The sequence below is a fragment of the Radicibacter daui genome, assembly GCA_030657355.1.
Lineage (GTDB): Bacteria > Pseudomonadota > Alphaproteobacteria > Radicibacterales > Radicibacteraceae > Radicibacter > Radicibacter daui.
On record CP131056.1, the window covers coordinates 298,096 to 315,747 of the forward strand.

The 17,652-nt window shown below is 64.6% G+C and carries 14 protein-coding genes; 1 reads left to right on the forward strand and 13 read right to left on the reverse strand.

Annotated elements, in window-relative coordinates:
- The first annotated feature begins 148 nt into the window (after positions 1 to 148).
- Positions 149 to 1,279, forward strand: coding sequence for a sensor histidine kinase (locus QTL98_RS01405; protein WP_445680452.1), 1,131 nt, complete (start codon positions 149 to 151; stop codon positions 1,277 to 1,279).
- Positions 1,280 to 1,387: 108 nt separating this feature from the next.
- Here the strand turns inward: QTL98_RS01405 and QTL98_RS01410 are convergent, their stop codons facing one another.
- From QTL98_RS01410 to QTL98_RS01470, 13 genes are all read right to left on the reverse strand, one after another.
- Positions 1,388 to 1,645, reverse strand: a complete 258-nt coding sequence (locus QTL98_RS01410; protein WP_445680453.1) for a hypothetical protein — start codon at positions 1,643 to 1,645, stop codon at positions 1,388 to 1,390.
- A gap of 248 nt (positions 1,646 to 1,893) precedes the next feature.
- Positions 1,894 to 3,090, reverse strand: coding sequence for a phosphoglycerate kinase (locus QTL98_RS01415; protein ID WP_445680454.1), 1,197 nt, complete (start codon positions 3,088 to 3,090; stop codon positions 1,894 to 1,896).
- A gap of 150 nt (positions 3,091 to 3,240) precedes the next feature.
- A complete protein-coding gene (locus QTL98_RS01420) occupies positions 3,241 to 4,743 on the reverse strand; it encodes an OpgC family protein (RefSeq protein WP_445680455.1) in 1,503 nt (500 codons plus the stop codon).
- Between the two features lie 284 nt (positions 4,744 to 5,027).
- Positions 5,028 to 5,723 (reverse strand): aspartate/glutamate racemase family protein, encoded by a 696-nt coding sequence (locus tag QTL98_RS01425; RefSeq protein ID WP_445680456.1) that lies wholly within the window; start codon positions 5,721 to 5,723, stop codon positions 5,028 to 5,030.
- A 150-nt stretch (positions 5,724 to 5,873) separates the two neighbouring features.
- The gene (locus QTL98_RS01430; protein ID WP_445680457.1) at positions 5,874 to 7,007 is read right to left on the reverse strand and encodes a type III PLP-dependent enzyme; all 1,134 of its coding nucleotides are present in this window, start codon (positions 7,005 to 7,007) and stop codon (positions 5,874 to 5,876) included.
- A 752-nt stretch (positions 7,008 to 7,759) separates the two neighbouring features.
- Positions 7,760 to 9,151 carry a class I SAM-dependent RNA methyltransferase gene (locus tag QTL98_RS01435; RefSeq protein ID WP_445680458.1) on the reverse strand — a complete coding sequence of 464 codons (1,392 nt, stop codon included), beginning with the start codon at positions 9,149 to 9,151 and terminating at the stop codon, positions 7,760 to 7,762.
- A 4-nt stretch (positions 9,152 to 9,155) separates the two neighbouring features.
- Entirely contained in the window at positions 9,156 to 10,463 is a 1,308-nt protein-coding gene (locus tag QTL98_RS01440; protein ID WP_445680459.1) for a class I SAM-dependent methyltransferase, read from the reverse strand.
- Between the two features lie 185 nt (positions 10,464 to 10,648).
- Positions 10,649 to 12,367 carry a 30S ribosomal protein S1 gene (rpsA, locus tag QTL98_RS01445; protein WP_445680460.1) on the reverse strand — a complete coding sequence of 573 codons (1,719 nt, stop codon included), beginning with the start codon at positions 12,365 to 12,367 and terminating at the stop codon, positions 10,649 to 10,651.
- Positions 12,368 to 12,461: 94 nt separating this feature from the next.
- Positions 12,462 to 13,148: a (d)CMP kinase gene (gene cmk / locus QTL98_RS01450; RefSeq protein WP_445680461.1), complete on the reverse strand. Its 687-nt coding sequence runs from the start codon at positions 13,146 to 13,148 to the stop codon at positions 12,462 to 12,464.
- 140 nt (positions 13,149 to 13,288) lie between these two features.
- Positions 13,289 to 13,513, reverse strand: coding sequence for a DUF1150 family protein (locus QTL98_RS01455; protein ID WP_445680462.1), 225 nt, complete (start codon positions 13,511 to 13,513; stop codon positions 13,289 to 13,291).
- A 206-nt stretch (positions 13,514 to 13,719) separates the two neighbouring features.
- On the reverse strand, positions 13,720 to 14,193 hold the full coding sequence (locus QTL98_RS01460) for an Hsp20 family protein (protein WP_445680463.1): 474 nt from the start codon (positions 14,191 to 14,193) through the stop codon (positions 13,720 to 13,722).
- 205 nt (positions 14,194 to 14,398) lie between these two features.
- Complete coding sequence (locus tag QTL98_RS01465) at positions 14,399 to 16,594, reverse strand: sensor histidine kinase (protein ID WP_445680464.1); 2,196 nt, start codon at positions 16,592 to 16,594, stop codon at positions 14,399 to 14,401.
- A gap of 147 nt (positions 16,595 to 16,741) precedes the next feature.
- Positions 16,742 to 17,266 carry a MarR family winged helix-turn-helix transcriptional regulator gene (locus QTL98_RS01470; RefSeq protein WP_445680465.1) on the reverse strand — a complete coding sequence of 175 codons (525 nt, stop codon included), beginning with the start codon at positions 17,264 to 17,266 and terminating at the stop codon, positions 16,742 to 16,744.
- Positions 17,267 to 17,652 lie beyond the last annotated feature (386 nt).

Here is a 17,652-nt window from a genome sequence, read left to right on the forward strand (position 1 = left end):
GACACACGATAGCCGCCAGTATGGCTCTTGCTTTGCGCAGACGGCGCAACATGTTACCGGTGTACAGGAATAATCATCAAGATAGCCGGATGGCAAGTCGATGGCCATTGAAGCCGGGCATCTACATTTAGAGGGGCAGGACGGGAAGTTGCTCTCCAGCCTTCTGGAAGGGCTGACGCTGGCCCCTTACGGTTTCGCCCTGTTCGACACTCGTGAAAAGCTGCTGTTTTTTAACGCCCGTGCCGTCGAACTTTTTCCCGGTGTCGACAGCCTTTTTCAGCCTGGTTTGCCTTATGAGGAAGTGACGCGCATCTGGGCGCGGGCGGCAGGGTCGCAGCAGGCCATGGATGAAGCGCAGCTGCGCCTTGACCAGTGGCGCGCCCTGGGCTCGCAGCAGAGCCTGACCGTGGAATTACAGGCGGGTTTGCAGAACTGGGTGATGGCAACCCATACCCGGCTTTCCACCGGGGAGACCTTTTCCACCTATATCGACATCTCGGCCCTCAAGGCCCGTACCCAGGAGGCCGAAGAGGCGCGCCGGCGGGCCGAGCTTGCCGAGCGGGCGAAGGCCGCCTTTCTCTCCAACATGAGCCACGAGCTGCGCACGCCGCTCAACGCCATCATCGGCTTTTCCGATCTCCTGCGGTTCGAGACCTTCGGTCCGATCGGCGACGCGCATTACCGCGACTATGCCGAGGACATCCACCAGTCCGGCAACAAGCTGCTGGCGTTGCTCAACGACATTCTCGATCTCTCGCGTATCGATGCCGGCCGGCATCAGCTGCAGGAAGAGGCGATGGAGGTGCTGCGGGCGATGGAGGTGGCCATGCGCAGCATGCGCGAGCAGGCGGAACGGGAGGGGTTGGCCATGAGCCTTGCGGCGCACAGCTCCGCGCGGCTTCCGCTGCTGTTTGCCGATCCGCGCGCGCTCCGGCAGATGCTGATGAACCTGCTCTCCAATGCCATCCGCTTCAACCGCCCGGGCGGTTCCATCCGGCTGGAGGCGGGTATCCGGGCGGATGGTGCCCTGATCCTCGGCGTCGCCGATACCGGCATCGGCATGTCGGCCGAGGAAATTGAACTGGCGGTAAGCCCGTTCGGCCAGGTCGATACCGCCCTTGGACGTCGGCATCAGGGCAGCGGGCTGGGCCTGCCCATCGTGCGGGCATTGATGGGGCTGCATGGCGGCGCACTGGAAATCGACAGCCAGCCTGGCCAGGGCACCCTTGTGCGGCTGGTATTTCCGGTCGGTCGCCTGCTGAAGCCGGCGGTTTCCTGACGGCTCAAATACAATCGGCGGCCCCTTGTGAAGGCCGCCGGCAAAATTTTTCGAATTTTGTGCGCCTGGAAACCGCCCCTTGCCCGTAACAACGGGGAGGAAGTGCTCTCAGACGGTCACGTCCAGCAAATCGCCGCGCTTGCGCGGGCGGATGCCGGAGCCGGAGAGCAGGCGGGTTTCACCTTCGGTCTCGTTACGGCCGGGGGAGCCGTCGCGCGAGGATGTGCCCTGCCCCGCGCCGGGCGAGCGCACGGCGACTTTTGTCTGGGTGGAGAGGCTCCCGGCCGCAATGTCCGATATGATCGGCGTGGGCGCGGCAGGAACCCCCGTGACCGGCATACCTGCCGATACGTTGGGAATCTGCATGACCTTGACTTACCCCTGGGGCCGATCTTCCTGCCATTGCCCTGCGACGCGCCCTTGTCTGGCACGACGCACGGCCGGCAGACGCCGGACCTGCTGATTATTCCCATAAAATAGGGCGTCTTCCTCTTCTCTACAAGGGATGCTTTGGGGCGCTTTCCTGCCGGGTCGGGCCCTGGGCTGCGATTGAGACAAAAAAGAAGGCCCCGGAAGGGGCCTTCTTCGTCGTCCGGTTTTGAAACCGTCTGTCTTTAGCTGCGGCGCAGGGCGGCCACGCCCGGCAGTTCCTTGCCTTCCAGCCATTCCAAGAACGCACCACCCGCGCTGGAGACGTAGGAGAAATCCTCGCTCGCCCCGGCATTGTGCAGAGCCGCCACGGTATCGCCGCCGCCGGCAACCGACAGCACCTTGCCCGCCTTGGTCAGCTTGGCGACGGCCTGTGCCACCGCGTTGGTGGCGTTGTCGAACGGCTGGATCTCAAAGGCGCCGAGCGGGCCATTCCAGACCACGGTCTTGACCGCACCCAGCTTGGCGATGACGTTCTCGACGGACTTTGCGCCCACATCCAGCATCATGCGGTCAGCCGGAATGGCATCGGACGGCACGGTGCTGTTTTCCGCGCCGGCAGCAAACTTGGCGGCGACCACCGCATCCACCGGCAGGATGATCTCGCAGTTGGATTCGGCTGCCTTGGTGGTGATGGCGCGGGCCTGATCGGCCATGTCCTTCTCGCAAAGGCTGGCCCCGACATCGACGCCCTTGGCATAGAGGAAGGTGTTGGCCATGCCGCCGCCGAGCACGAGGTAATCCACCTTCTGCACGAGGTTGAACAGAAGCTCGAGCTTGGTGGAAATCTTGGCACCGCCGACGACGGCCGCCACCGGCCGCTCCGGCTTTTCCAGCGCCTTGGACAGCGCCTCGACCTCAACCTGCATCAGGCGGCCGGCGGCAGCCGGCAGCACATGGGCAAGGCCTTCGGTGGAAGCGTGGGCACGGTGTGCGGCGGAGAAGGCGTCGTTGACATAGAGGTCACCGAGCGAGGCCAGCGCCTTGACGAAGGCCGGGTCGTTCTTTTCTTCACCGGCATGGAAACGCAGATTTTCCAGCAGGGCGGCTTCGCCGTTCTTGAGACCCTTCACCACCTTTTCGGCTTCCGGGCCAACGCAGTCGGTAGCGAAGGCCACCTTGGCGCCGACGGCCTTTTCGAGAGCGGGGAGAAGGAACTTGAGCGAGAATTCGGCATCCGGCCCGCCCTTGGGACGGCCGAAATGGGACATGATGACGACCTTCGCGCCCTTGGAGAGCAGCTCGGTGACGGTCGGGGCGAAGCGCTCGATGCGGGTGGCATCGGTCACCTTGCCGTCCTTGGCCGGCACGTTCAGGTCACCGCGCACCAGCACGGTTTTGCCGGCGACGTCGAGGTCGTCGAGATTGCGGAACTCGCTCATGGGAAAATCCTCTTCCAGCGGTGCGGAAGTCAGTGAAGATCGGCAGCGCGCGGCGGGGCGCGCCGGCCTCGGGCGGGCGCACTTTGTCATGCCGTAAGCGCTTTTGCAACGCAGGGCCGGCGGCTTGCCGGCGCAGTTTTCCCGCCGGGTTCAGGCCTGTGCGACGGCCTTGTTGCCGGCGGCCTTGCGCCGGGCCGTCGCCGCCTCGCAGAGCCGTGCGGCGAAATAGAGCACCAGGATACCGCCGCCGATAAGGGCGATGTCAAAACCGGCGCTGTGCGGCTCGGCAGCCATCAGGACCTGGCCGATGGCGGCAAGAATCGATAGCAGGGCGAAGATCATCAGGCTGTGGCGCCCCAGCATGGCGAGCGGGCTGAAAACCGGCGTGCGTTGCAGCCAGGCCGTGATGCCGCTGACGTGCACCAGATAGCCCAGTGCCAGGAAATGCAGCAGGCGCATGGTGCCGGTATTGGTCTTGTCGAGGTCGAGTGACTGCCGCAGCTCGCCCCAGGGCCCGAGCAGGCCGCCAAGGCCGTTCGTCACCACCAGGAGCGCGAACAGCACCATGATCGTGCTGATCACGGTCAGCACCCGGCTGAGCGGCAGGCGACCATGCTCGCGCAGATGCAGGCCGACGACGATGCCGATGGCCATTACCAGCTGCCAGGTGAAGGGATTGAAGAACCAGCCGCCCGGCAGCGGCCAGCTCGGCAGGTTCCAGTCGAAGAGGCGCGCGGCGACGTAGAGCAGCGTGGAGAGGCCCAGCATTAGGCTGCGATCGATCCCGGCCAGCCACAGGAACAGCGGCACCCACAGGATAAGCGCCAGATAGAGCGGCAGGATGTTGAAGTAGCCGAGCTGGTGGCCAAGGCCGAGGATTGCCTCGATGCAAAGCCGGGCGTGGGCGACAAACAGGTCGCGGCCATGCTCGTCTTCAAGCCAGGGCAGGTTCCAGTGCACGGCGCCGGCGCTGAAGATGGCCAGCGCGGCAAAGGAAAGTGCGATATGCACGCCGTAGAGTTTGAGCGCGCGGCGCACCAGCGCAATGCAGACCCGAAACCGTTCGCCCGCTGCAAAACGCCGCCCATAGGCAAGCGCCAGCGAGATGCCGGAGAGGCAGACAAAGGCCTCGGCCGAATCCGAAAATCCAAGGCTGCGGAAGGTGTAATTCTCGAAGATGTTACCCGGCACATGGGTAACGAAGATCGTGCACAGCACGAAGCCGCGCCAGAAATCGAGCCCGGCAAACCGGCGCGCCTTGCCGGCTGCGCCTTCGGTTATTGCCGGGGTGGTCTCTACCTGCCCCGTTCGCCCCTGCAGGGCAGCACGGGCCCATTCGCAGCTGGCGATGATGGCGAGGCAGATCAGCAGATAGAGGGCGAAGGGTGGAATGTCCCGGGCGGTGAAATGCAGCGAATGCACCGGCTCGATCCAGAAGAAGAGCGCGATCAGCAGAGCCAGCGCACTGGCGAAGATTGCCGGCCCGCGCCCGAGAAGGCTCGCCCCCAGAAAGATCGCCGGCACGAACAGAAAGACGGAAAGCTCCTGCAGCGGGGGCAGTGCCCTGAGCCCGACATTGGCCGCCACCAGCAGCGTGACGGTCAGATAACGTGCGCTCTGGCTCCAATGGCGCTCGGCAAGGCCGAAGGTCATGATGCGCACTCCTTGCTGCCCGGCCCGGGGACTTTGTGGCCCGGCCGTCTCTTCTGGTTTTTCCGGATCCGCCACCAGGGCGAATGCTGGCTTAACGGCAGGTGCCGGCGGCAGTTCCCGCTGCCCCCGGAATGCCCAGATTGGCCTTCGGGAGGTTTTGCGCGGGTGACGGGCCGCAGCCCTGCAAGCTCAACTTTCGCCCCTGCATAAGGCTTTGTTGCGGCGCGGAAAATGAAGAATGTGACAGTTTGGTGTTTTGCGGCTGTGCCGGAAGTTTCCGTGGCTCAGCCGAGCATGAAATCGACACCGGCGTCAGCGTGAAGCCGTGTGGTGTCGAAGACCGGCAGGTCAAGATCCTCGGCGCCGATCAGCATGCCAATTTCAGTGCAGCCGAGAATGACGCCGTCGATGGCCTGCTCCTGCCGCAGGGTGTCGATTTCAGCGAGATACCGTGCCTTCGATTGGGGTTTCACCACACCCCGGCAGAGTTCTTCATAGATGATGCGGTGGATTTCCTGGCGCGGTGCTTCGCCGGGAATCCGCGGATCGAGGCCGTGGTTCTCCCGCAGGCGGGCGCTGTAAAAATCCTGCTCCATGGTAAAGCGCGTTGCCAGCAACGCCGGCCGTGTCTTGCCGGCGTTGCGGATAGCCTCGCCGGTGGCATCGGCGATGTGCAGCAGAGGCAGCCGGGTTGCCGTGTCGATGGCCGGGGCGAGCAGGTGCATGGTGTTGGTGCACAGCAGCAGGGCTTCGGCGCCGGCACTCTCCAGCTCGCGGGCACAGGTCGCCATTGCCTCACCCGCCTGCGTCCAGTCTCCTGCCGCCTGCATCGCGGCGATGCCGGCGAAATCGACCGAGCGCAGGACAAGGTCGGCCGAATGCAACCCGCCAAGACGCTCGCGCACGCCCTCATTGAGGTAGCGGTAATAAAGCGCCGTGCTCTCCCAGCTCATGCCGCCGATCAGGCCTAACCTGCGCATCCGCTGCCTCCTCGCCCTTTGTTCCGGCTGACTTTGTGGCAGAGCTCTTGTGCCGGCGCCAAGAGCCGTTGACAGCAAAGGGCCCCGCCCGTTGTCGGGCGGGGCCTTTTTCAGTGTTGTCTGGTACCCGTGGCGGGAGCCGACCCGGGATCAGATGTAGTGGGCCGCCAGCGGTGCGAAGCCGTTGAAATTCACGGCCGAGTAGCTGGTGGTGTAGGCGCCGGTGGAGAGAATGCGCACCCGGTCGCCGGCCTTGAGAGCCGTCGGCAGGCGGTAGACATTCTTTTCATAGAGCACGTCTGCACTGTCGCAGGTCGGGCCGGCGATGATGACCGGCTGGTCCTCGCCGCCGTCATGCGGGGTGCTGATCTGGTAGCGGATGGATTCGTCCATGGTCTCGGCGAGACCACCGAACTTGCCAACATCCAGATAGACCCAGGGACGCTCGTCGGCGTCATAGCTCTTGCGGGCCACCAGCACGACTTCGGATTCGATGATGCCGGCATCACCCACCATGCCGCGGCCCGGCTCGATGATGGTGTCGGGCATGTGGTTGCCGAAATGGCGCTTCAGCGAGGCATCGATGGCACGGCCATAGATTTCCGCCGTCGGCACGCCGTTGCGGTAACGGGTCGGGAAACCGCCGCCGAGATTGACGAGGCTGAGCTCGATGCCATTGGCCTCGCAGTGGCGGAAGATCGCCGCGGCCTGGGCCAGCGCGCCGTCCCAAGCTTCGACATTGCACTGCTGGCTGCCGACATGGAAGGACACGCCCACCGGCTGCAGGCCGAAATCGGCGGCCTTCACCAGCAGGTCCTGCGCCATTTCCGGCACGCAGCCGAACTTGCGGCTCAGCGGCCATTCAGCGCCGGCACCGTCGGTCAGGATGCGGCAGAACACCTTGGAGCCCGGAGCGGAAGCAGCGATCTTTTCCAGCTCCTCCACGCTGTCATAGGCGTAGAGGCGCACACCCAGCTGATAGGCGCGGGCAATGTCGCCCTGCTTCTTGATGGTGTTGCCGAAGGAGATGCGGTCCGGCGTGGCACCGGCGGCAAGCGCCATCTCGATTTCCGGCACCGAGGCGGTATCGAAGCACGAGCCGAGATCGGCCAGACGCTTCAGGACCGGGGCACCCGGATTGGCCTTCACCGCGTAGAAGATGCGGCTGTTGGGAAGGGCACCGGCAAGGGCGCGGTAATTCTCTTCAACGCGGTCAAGGTCAACCACAACACACGGGGTGGAGGGTCGTCGGTCACGCAGAAAACGGATGATACGGTCGGTCATCGGGCGGCTCCGTCCGAATTAAGGTATTGATATGTTTGAGGCTTTTCGAAAGTCGTTTCGAGACGGCGGTCGCGTTTCAGGCGCGACCGGAAAGCCTTCGGGCAGCACATTCGCTGCCGAAGCCGGCCTTAGATCGACGTAAAAGGGCAATAAGCGCTGCCCCGGCGCTAACAACGTCTGACATCGTAATCCCCAACTTCGCCCGTATTCCGATGTGGGCGTCAGAGTTTACGCGTGAGCGTCGTAACATAACCTCGGGGAGATACCCGGCCGCGGTTCTTCTCGCGGGCAGGCCTTTATCTCTCTCCCCCGGCCAGGGGCACGTGCGCGCATGCCGGCGCGTACCAAGTCGCATGCAAGTCGGCTTATAAGGCTCAACGGCGCCGCAGCGCAAGAGGTTCAAATGGGTAATTTTCGGGCAGGCGCCACAGGACTGCCATGCTGTGACATCAACGCTTCACCCCGTAGCGCCGAACAGTCCTTAGTGCATTGAATTATATGGTGGTATTTCGTTCAGATCATCAGCGCGCGTAGTAGCCATTTTCGTGCCCGATTTGCCGTGCCGGCCGCCGGCTTCCAGATGCGGGCGCTGTTTTTTCTTTCTGGAGTTTTCGCTGGTCGCAAACGAGCCGGGCCTTCGCCCTTCATCATGAGGGAATAGATCGCGACCCGGTAGGGCGAGGCACCAATAGCCGGCCGGCGCGGTTGACTATTATCCTATGCGACTGGCCTGACCTTCCATGAAGGCCGGTCTAGCGCCGGAAGGTACATACCAGCTCGACATGGCCGGTCCAATGGAACTGGTCCACCGGCAGGACCGGGCCCATGCGATACCCGCCCGCGATCAGCGCCGCGGCATCCCGGGCAAAACTAGCCGGGTTGCAGCTGACAGCGATGACGGTCGGAACCGTTGATTTCGCCAGTTCTTCCGATTGCGCCCGGGCGCCAGCACGGGGCGGGTCGAAAACGACGACATCGAAGCGCGCCAGTTCAGCGGCGGAAAGCGGATCGGCAAAGAGGTCGCGGCGCTGTGTTTCCACCCGACCGGGGATGGCGTGATTGGCCGCGGTGCGCAGGGCCGCCAGCGCGGCCTCGTCCCCTTCCACGGCCAGCACCGGGCCGAGGCCCGTGAGCGCCAGGGAGAACGTTCCTATGCCGCTGAAGAGGTCGGCGATGCGCAGCGCCGTGGATACCCCCGCCGGGCATGCTGCCGTGGCGCCGGCCAGCACGGCGCCGGTGAGCTGCTGTTCTGCTTCGTGGCTGGCCTGGGTGAAACCGCCCGGCGGCGGCGTCACGGCGATGCCGCCGAAGACCAGTTGCGGCGGATGGCGCTGGGCGAGCGGCTCTGCCCCCTGCCGGCTGATCCAGGACAGGCGGGCGATCTCTTCTTTCTCTGCCCACAAGGCCAATGCCTCGCGCTCGGCCAATGTCGGGACGCTCTCGGCCTTTATGGCGATATCGGCCCCAGAGTCCGTCAAAAGAAAATATACATTCGCCATATCAACGGAAAAAAGTGAATTTTCGGCAATTTCTCGAAAGGATATTACCGTCGCCAACAGGGCCGGGTGCAGCACCTGACAGCCCTCGATCGGGCTCAGGCTGTGGCTGCGCCGGGCATTGAAGCCGAATTCAATGCCCTTGGTTGTGCGTTTCAGGGCAATCCATGCCCTTTTGCGTGTGGCAGGCGCAGAGGTGACGACAGGCAGCACCTCCGCGGCGCCAAGACCGGCCCGGGCAAGGGCGTCTACCACCAACTGGTGCTTCCAGTTTAGATACGATTCCGAAACAAGGTGCTGAACACTACAACCTCCGCAGCCTTCAAAGTGGCGGCACGGGGCCTGCTGACGCTCTGGCGAGGTCTCATCTGCCGGTGCAATCGCCGCCGCTTGCCATCCGTCACCACGCTTCTGCAAAAGCTCCACCTGCCAGCTTTCACCCGGCAGGGTCATCGGCACATAGACCGGCTGGCCGTCGGCGGCGGTCCCGATGCCGTCCCCCTGGGCGCCAAGGCGGGTGATTTCCACGATCTGGCCGGGCCCGGAGACAATTTTCCGCGGCGTGCGTGCGGCCGGGCGCTGCTGGCGCGCTTTGGGAGCGGTGGCCGCCTTGTCGCGGGCCTGCATGGTCTTCTGGAAGCGCCCCATGGCTTCAGTCCTTCCGGCGCAGCAACAGGCAACCTGCCGGTACCAGCGCCGCCATCAGGCGTGCCGCCTGCGGTGCAAACTGCTTGTCCCAGTCCAGCGGCGCCGCCAGCGTGCCGCTGGCATTCATCTCCGCAAAGATGTCTCCAAAGCTGCGTTTTCCGTCGATACGCTCCAGCATGGCAGCAGCCAGCGGCGGCAGGTCGAGCATCCGGCTTACACCGAGGATGTTGTAGCTGAGCCCCTTGCCGCCCCGCGCGGCCTTCGCGGCCAGCTGCGGGTCGAAATTGACGCCGGGCATGGCAATCCAGTCCGGTCCGTCGACGGTCAGTGCCTGCCGGGAGGCGGCTTGTTCGGGCCGGGCCAGATAGGCGATGTGCACATGCATGGCGCCGGAGAGCTGCTCGGCCACGGCCGCGCGCTCCACCAGACTTGCGTCCTGCAATGGCTTCAGCAACGCCGGTTCGCGTACCCACCAGGTGGGGTCGTAGGCGGCCGGGCTCATGAAGCTGGTGACGGCAAGGCCGGCGCTCTCGATCAATGCGGCCAGCTGCGGCACGGTATAGGCGCGGTCGCAGCTATGCAGCAGCAGGTCATAGAGCGCGGCGTCGCTTTGCCGGTGGTCATTGAGAAAGGGATTGCGGCGCAAGCCGTTGGTGGCGGGCAATGCGGCCAGCAGCTTGCGGGCGCTGGCAACCTTTGCCGCGGGGCTTTGGCCCGCTGTAAGCGCCCGCAGGGCGGCCTGCAGCGGATAGACGCCCTCGCGGCCATATTCGCCATAGACCATCATGCCGATGCCGCCTTCGGGAGACAGCACGGTGGCAAGCGCCGCGAGCCCGGCTTCCGGGTTCGGCAGATGATGCAGCACGCCGCAGCAATCAATATAGTCGTAGGGGCCCGGTGCCAGCTCGGCGACATCCAGCAGCGAGCCGGTGATGAAATGCACGCTGCCGGCAAGTCCGCGCCGCTCCAGCCGCGCCCGGGCGATATCGCGGCTGGCGGTGGAGAGATCGAGATAGGTGATCTCGGCCGCAAGGCCGCGGTCCGCCAGCTGCTGGCTCAGCATGGTGATGGCATCGCCGGTGCCGCCGCCGGCAAACAGCAGCTTCAGCGGCCGCTCCCCCGACCGGCCGGCCGGCACCCGTCCGCGAAAAACAAAATGCTCTACCTCCGCCAAGTGGCTGGGGGAGCCGGTGACAAGGCGCTTATCCTCCTCGCGCGGGTCGCGCGTGGGATAAGGATAGGCCTCGTACTGCTCTTCCAGCGCGGCATGCGAGCGCGGGGCGGCGGTATTGGCGGGCAGGGAATGGGGCATGGGTTTTCTGGTCCGGTGCCGGCGTCGTTCTGGCGAGCCCCACATCTAGCCCGATGGCTGGCGGGACGCGACTTTCTTGTGCGGTAGCGGGCCGAGGCCAGCCTTACGCAGGGGCAAAGAAAAACCCCCGCCGGACCTGCCGGCGGGGGTCTTTGCTTTTCAGCAAGGCAAGGAGCCCTGGGCTATCAGCCCTCGCCACCCTGCTTGCGACGCAGCGCCTCGCCAAGGATGTCACCCAGGCTGGCGCCGCTGTCGGACGAACCGAACTCGGCCATCGCTGCCTTCTCCTCAGCCACTTCCATGGCCTTGATAGAGAGAGCGAGCTTGCGGGTCGCACGGTCGAGCTGGGTCACGCGGCAATCAACGCGGTCACCCACGTTGAAGCGCTCCGGACGCTGCTCGCTGCGCTCGCGGCTCAGTTCGGCCTTGCGGATGAAGCCGGACATGCCGTTGACCTGCACTTCGATGCCGCCATCGGTGATCTGGGAGACCACCGCGGTGACGACGTCGCCGCGCTTCACGCCGGTCATGCTGGACTCGAACGGATCGTCGCCGAGCTGCTTGATGCCGAGGGAGATACGTTCCTTCTCCACGTCGACGTCGAGCACCTTGACCTTGACGGTGTCGCCCTTCTTGTAGTCCTTGACCGCCTCTTCGCCCGACCGGTTCCAGTCGAGGTCGGAGAGGTGAACCATGCCGTCGATATCGCCGGGCAGGCCAACGAACAGACCGAATTCGGTGATGTTCTTGACTTCGCCTTCGATCTCGGTGCCGCCCGGGAACTTGTCCTCGAACGTGGCCCACGGATTGTCGAGGCACTGCTTGAGACCCAGGGAGATACGGCGCTTGACCGGATCCACGTCCAGGATCATCACCTCGACCTCCTGGGAGGTGGAGACGATCTTGCCCGGATGGACGTTCTTCTTGGTCCAGCTCATCTCGGAGACGTGCACCAGACCCTCGATGCCGGCTTCCAGCTCCACGAAGGCGCCGTAGTCGGTGATGTTGGTGACGCGGCCCTTGAGCTTGGCACCAACCGGGTACTTGGCGTCGACGCCTTCCCACGGATCGGCTTCAAGCTGCTTCATGCCGAGCGAGATACGCTGGGTTTCCGAGTTGAAGCGGATGACCTGGACCTTGACGGTCTGGCCGATCTGCAGCGCCTCGGTCGGGTGGTTGATGCGGCGCCAGGAGATGTCGGTGACGTGCAGCAGGCCGTCGACACCGCCCAGATCCACGAACGCGCCGTAGTCGGTGATGTTCTTGACGACACCCTGCAGGACCTGACCTTCCTGGAGGTTGGCAACCAGTTCCTGACGGGCTTCCGCACGGCTCTCTTCGAGAACGGCGCGACGGGAGACCACGATGTTGCCGCGGCTGCGGTCCATCTTGAGGATCTGGAACGGCTGCGGCGTGCCCATGAGCGGGGTAATGTCGCGAACCGGGCGGATGTCCACCTGGCTGCCCGGAAGGAAGGCAACAGCGCCGCCGAGGTCGACGGTGAAGCCGCCCTTGACCCGGCCGAAGATCACGCCGGTCACGCGCTGGCTGTCGTTGAAGGAGGTTTCCAGCTGCTGCCAAGCCTCTTCACGCTTGGCCTTCTCGCGGCTGAGGACCGCTTCGCCATTCTTGTCTTCGAAACGCTCGAGGAAAACCTCGACCTCGTCACCCGCCTTCAGCTCGACCGGCTGGCCGGGAACCGTGGCGAATTCCTTGAGGGCAATGCGACCCTCGGACTTCAGGCCCACATCAATGAGAGCGAAGTCGTTCTCGATGGCGACAACACGTCCCTTGAGGACGCTGCCTTCCAGCGAGGACTGGGGGCCCATAGACTCGTCAAGAAGATCGGCGAAATTTTCCATGGAGGGTGTGTTCACTTGTTTGACCGCGAGGGCGGAGTTCATAAGAGCAAAATGCTCCTTTCAGGGGATTCGCCGCATGGCCTGGTCTTGTCCCGCACTGGGGCCGGGCAGCGATGTCGATGCGGGTAATCCCGGATCAGAGCGCGCTGCGGCACAGCTCGATATAGTCAACCGCCTTGGCCAGAACCTCGTCGGGAGTCATACCGGATGTGTCCAAAACAAAAGCGCCCGACGCCACGGATAACGGGGCTACCGTTCTCTGGCTGTCGCGCGCGTCGCGTTCTTTCAGGTCCGCAAGGACGGCCGGGACTGTAGACTCGATGCCCCGGGACCGCAACTCTTTCCAGCGTCTTTCTGCCCGCGCCTCAACCGATGCGGTCACATAGAGCTTGGAGGTGGCATCCGGGCAGATGACGGTGCCGATATCGCGCCCGTCGAGCACGGCGCCGGCCTTGCCGCCGGGCGGATTGGCTGCAAACTGGCGCTGGAAATCGAGCAGCGCGGCCCGCACGCCGGGGATGACGGCAACCTTGCTGGCAGCCTGTGCCGCTTCATCGCCTCGGATCTCCGGCTTCTGGGTATCTTCAAGCTTGAGTGCGCGTGCCGCCGCCTCGGCATCGGCCGCATCGGACGGGTCATGCCCGCGCGCAATCACGGCCAGACCAACGGCACGATAGAGCGTGCCGGTATCGAGATGGGCGAAATCGAAGATATGGGCCAGCTTGCGGGCGAGCGTGCCCTTGCCGCTGGCGGCGGGCCCATCGATGGCGATGACCTCGCAGATCGGCCCTGTCGGCCCTTTCGAGTCGGCTTGCCCCGCCATGCCCCTCACCCGTCACGCAACTGCCAAAACCGGGCAAGGGATAGGCCCTATTGGGGCCGTGAGGCAAGACCGCTGTGCCGCCCGCCGGGCGGCACCTCCGTCATGCCGGAAACAGGAGCCCCTGCTTCCGGCTGGAAGGGTCAGTGCACCAGGAGCGGGGTCATGTCGTTCTGGACGATGGCGGCGATGGCAATATCGCGGCTTCCCAGTGCGGCAAGCCGGGTACCATCGGCGGAGAAGATACCCCACCGCTCGTCCTCTTCCCCGTCAACGAGGCGGACATAAGCCACGTTACCCTGGCCGAGGCTGGCGAATTCGGCCTGCGGCAGCGGTTGGTAGGTCTGATGGATGCGCGTGGCTTGCATGGTAGTCACTCCTTGGGGGCGGCCCGCCGGAGACCCTGCTTGCGACGGGTGGTGTCGCCTTCAGGTCAGGGTCCCGGCTGCCGGGTCATGTCCTCATAACGCTTGAGGCCTGCGCTTGAGTTCAGCCTTTCACGTTGTCCTTGTACTTTCCGTAAGGAAAATCACATGGATCTGTCGCTTGGGCCACACTCGGTTATGGGGCGCCGTTAGCGCTCCGGACCGATCTCAAGGGTTTTGCGAGGGGTGGAACGGGAAGAACGGGTGATGTCGATGCGGCGAACACGGCTCTGCGGAGCCGGGCGGCTGAGATCGACATTGAGCAGGCCATTGTCGAGCGAGGCGCCGATCACCTCTATGCCCTCGGCCAGCACAAAAGCGCGCTGGAACTGGCGGGCGGCGATACCGCGATGCAGATAGACCCGGCTCTTGTCGTCATTTTGCCGGCCGCGCACGACCAGCTGGTTGTCCTCGACGGTGATGTCGAGGTCGGCTTCGGTAAAACCGGCCACGGCCAGCGTGATGCGCAGGCCTTCATTGCCTTCGCCGTCTGCACCCAGCTGCTCGATATTGTAGGGCGGGTAGCCTTCCGAGGAGGCCTTGGCGATACGGTCCAGCGTCTGTTCGAACTGGTCGAACCCCAGCAGGAACGGGCTGCTGAAAACGCCCATACGAGTGCTCATTCCTCTCCTCCGTTGAGCGAGAAGAGCCGGAGGCGGCCTTTTCGGGCACCGTCCCGGCTTGGTGGGCCGGCTTTGCCGCACAGAACCTCCGTTCGCCGGAGCACCCTGCGCCGGACAAAGCCGGTCGGTCAGTTATGATCACATGGGGGGTAGTGCGCTGGCTATCAAGAGGCAGCCGCCGGCCTGCCACCGGGGCTGCGACCTCTCAGCTGGCGGACTTCATCGCGGTTCGCCGCGGGCGGGCCTGCGGGGCGACGCAATTGCGCGAGGGCGGCAGATGCACGAAGACGCTGGTGCCTTCGCCCGGGGCGGTGTCGAAGCTGAGCGTGCCACCATGCAGTTCCACCAGCATCCGGCTCAGCGGCAGGCCAAGCCCTGTGCCCTGGTGGCGGCGGTTAAAGCCGCTGTCGATCTGGCCGAAGGATTCAAGCGCCAGCGGCAGGTCGGAGACATTCATGCCGATACCGCTGTCGCGCACCTCGATCACCACGCCGCCGGCAAGGCTCGGCATCAGCGCCGCATCCAGCAGGTAGGCGCCGTGCGTCGGCGCCTCGTCCAGCGCCTGCTCATGCAGCCTCACCACCACCTTGCCGCCCTGGCTGGTGAATTTGACGGCGTTGGACAGGAGGTTGATGAGTACCTGGTTGAGGGCGCGTTCGTCGGCGAGCACCAGCACCGGATGTTCGGGTGGCGTCAGCTCGATGGTGACCTGGGCATCATGGGCGCGCCGCTCCACCATGCGCTGCGCCATGCGCACCAGAGTGCCGAGATCGGTCACCGATTCATGTAGCTGGTACTTGCCGGCCTCGATCTTGGAGAGGTCGAGCACATCATTGATCAAGCTGAGCAGGTGCAGGCCGCTCTCGCGGATATCGTTGGCGTATTCAATGTAGCGCTTGTTGGCGATGGCCCCGAAGATCTGCCCCGAAATCACCTCGGCAAAGCCGATCACGGCATTCAGCGGCGTGCGCAACTCGTGGCTCATATTGGCAAGGAACAGTGACTTGGAGCGGTTGGCCGCCTCCGCCGCTTCCTTGGCGCGGAAAAGCTCGCGCTCCGAGAGATAGCGATCGGTCACATCGATGACGCTGACCTGTACCGCCGGCTCGCCATCCCACATCACCTCGCGGGCCAGCAGCGTCACCCAGACGATTTCGCCATCCCGGCGCCGGGCGCGCAGTTCCCAGCGGCCGAGACGGCCGCCGGTTTCCCCAGGCGCATGGCCCGGTCCGCGCAGCTCACCCCGGTGCAGCGGCACCGAGCGCGCCCATTCACGGTCGTCTTCGACCACCCAGTCCGTTGCGTCATCCCACGACAGCATTTCCTCGCGGGAGGCGAAGCCCAGCATCTCAGCCATCGCATCATTGACGAACAGCGGCTTGAAATTGCGGTGGATCAGCACGCCCTGCAGCGAACCCTCGATCAGGTCGCGAAATTTGGATTCGCTGGCCGCAAGGTCGCTGGTGCGGGCCTCTACAAGACTGCGCAGCGAAGCCGCCGAGCGCACCAGCAGGCGCTGGCGCACCGAAAACAGATAGATGGCACCGGCCAGCAGCGGCACCAGCAAGGCGCCGAACAGGCCGAAGCGCACAAGGCGCAGGTCATTGATAAACGAGTGGATCGGCTCGGCGGTGTCGGTTGCCACCACGAAGAGCGCGTCGTCTCCCACCTTGAACGAGTGCCAGGTCAAAAGATCGGGTGACAGGCTGCCGCCTTCGCCCACGGTCCACAGCTTGGCATTGCCGACCTCGCTCATGCCGCCGCTGTCGCTTGCCTGGATACCGGGCGGGAAGGCGCCGGTGCTGCCGGCCTTGCGGGCAAAGAGCGTCAGGCTGGCGCCAATATCGCCGAAGGGGCGGCTGGCCCGCTTCAGCACCATCTCCAGATCGATGGCGGCCAGATAGGCAGGTGTGCCATCGACACCGGGCGGGGCGCTGACAAGGGCGACGGGCCCTTCCGGTGTTGCAATCAGCTCCCGGTGCGCGACCGGCCTGGTGGCGAACAGGCGGCTGAAGGCCGTCCAGGCTTCCTGCCGTTCCAGCAGTCGCCGCGAGGGGGGCATGATGATTGTCGGTTCACCCGGCCGTGCCACCTCGACGAGCGCCAGCAGCGGCGAGTCCGGGCCACGTGCAACCTCGTCCGGGCCGGCGGTCACAAGCCGTCCGGCGATGCTGAGAGTACGTTCCAGCTCGTCTTCAAGCGCGGCGCTGGCGGCCTTCAGCAGCTCGACGCGCTGGCTGGAGTAAAGTTCCTGGGCACGGCGGGTGGCCTGCCGGTCGGCAAAAAGCCACAGCACCGCGTTGCCCGCGATGACGACCGCGAACACGATGCCGAGCAGCCCTGTGGTTCCCAACCGGCCAAAAGCCCTGGCGACCGTTGCCGGTCGCTGTTCCTGGGCCATCAATCGCCCCTCGGTTCCACTTCCGCAAAGGGCACAAACACCGGTTGTCCATCGACGGTCAACCGGCCTTGCACCTTTTCCGGATCCTCATCTTTCTCCGGAGCCGGAGTCGATTGCCCATAATACAGGAGCCAGATGATAAGCCTGCTAGTTTTTGCGTACGTTGGTGTGAGCCGGATGCGATGTGGCCTGATAAAGCTTGTCCATCAGGGAGCGCAGCTGGGTGTGTTCATCCTCGCTGAGGGTCGACATGACGCCCAGCACGGATTTGACATGCTCCGGCACGGCAGCATCCAGTCGGCTGCGCGCCGTCTCTGTCAGGCTCACCAGGATGCGCCGGCGGTCGGTGCGGTGGTTGCGCCGTTCAACGAGGCCCGCGGCCTCCAGCCCGTCCAGCAGGCCGGTTACGGTTGCCCGGGTCACGCCGGCCCGCTCGGCAATATCGGAAGGGGTCAGCGGCGCCGGTTCGGCCATCGCCAGAACCATCAGTACCCGGAAGCGCCCGTCCGACAGGCCATAGGGTTCGACGGAAAGGCCGATATGGCCGCTCACCGCGTGCGCTGTGCGCAAAAGGGCGTTGAAGACGTCGTAAAACCGTAGATCCAGCCCCGGATAGTGGCGCGCCAGAGCCGATTCGCTCATCGGGTCCATGGTTTGGTGCGTACCCCACATGGTTATTCTCCAGTGTTGTGGCCGGGAGGCCAGAGGGGACATCAGTCCTGCCTTGCCGGGAATTTCAGCCTTCCTGGCCGGCAAGGTCATGTTCGGCCAAGCGCGCGCGTCTGTAATGCCTCGGTTTGCAAAGTTATGTTCAGGTGCCTTAAGGCTGTCCGGGGCCTTTCGGGTGTCCTCGCCAGCGGGTCGCGCGGGTCGTAAAAAGCACGGTGAAGCTTGCAATCCTGGCCCCCGGGTGTAAGAGAGCCCCCTTTCATCGCCGTCCTGCGGGCAGGCGGGTTCGGGGCGCGCTTTGTAAAGCCGCGCCCGATGCCGCCGCCGGGCCAGGCGACATCCGCAATACCGCAATAGGACAAGCAAGGCATCCGCCCTCCGGCACTGAC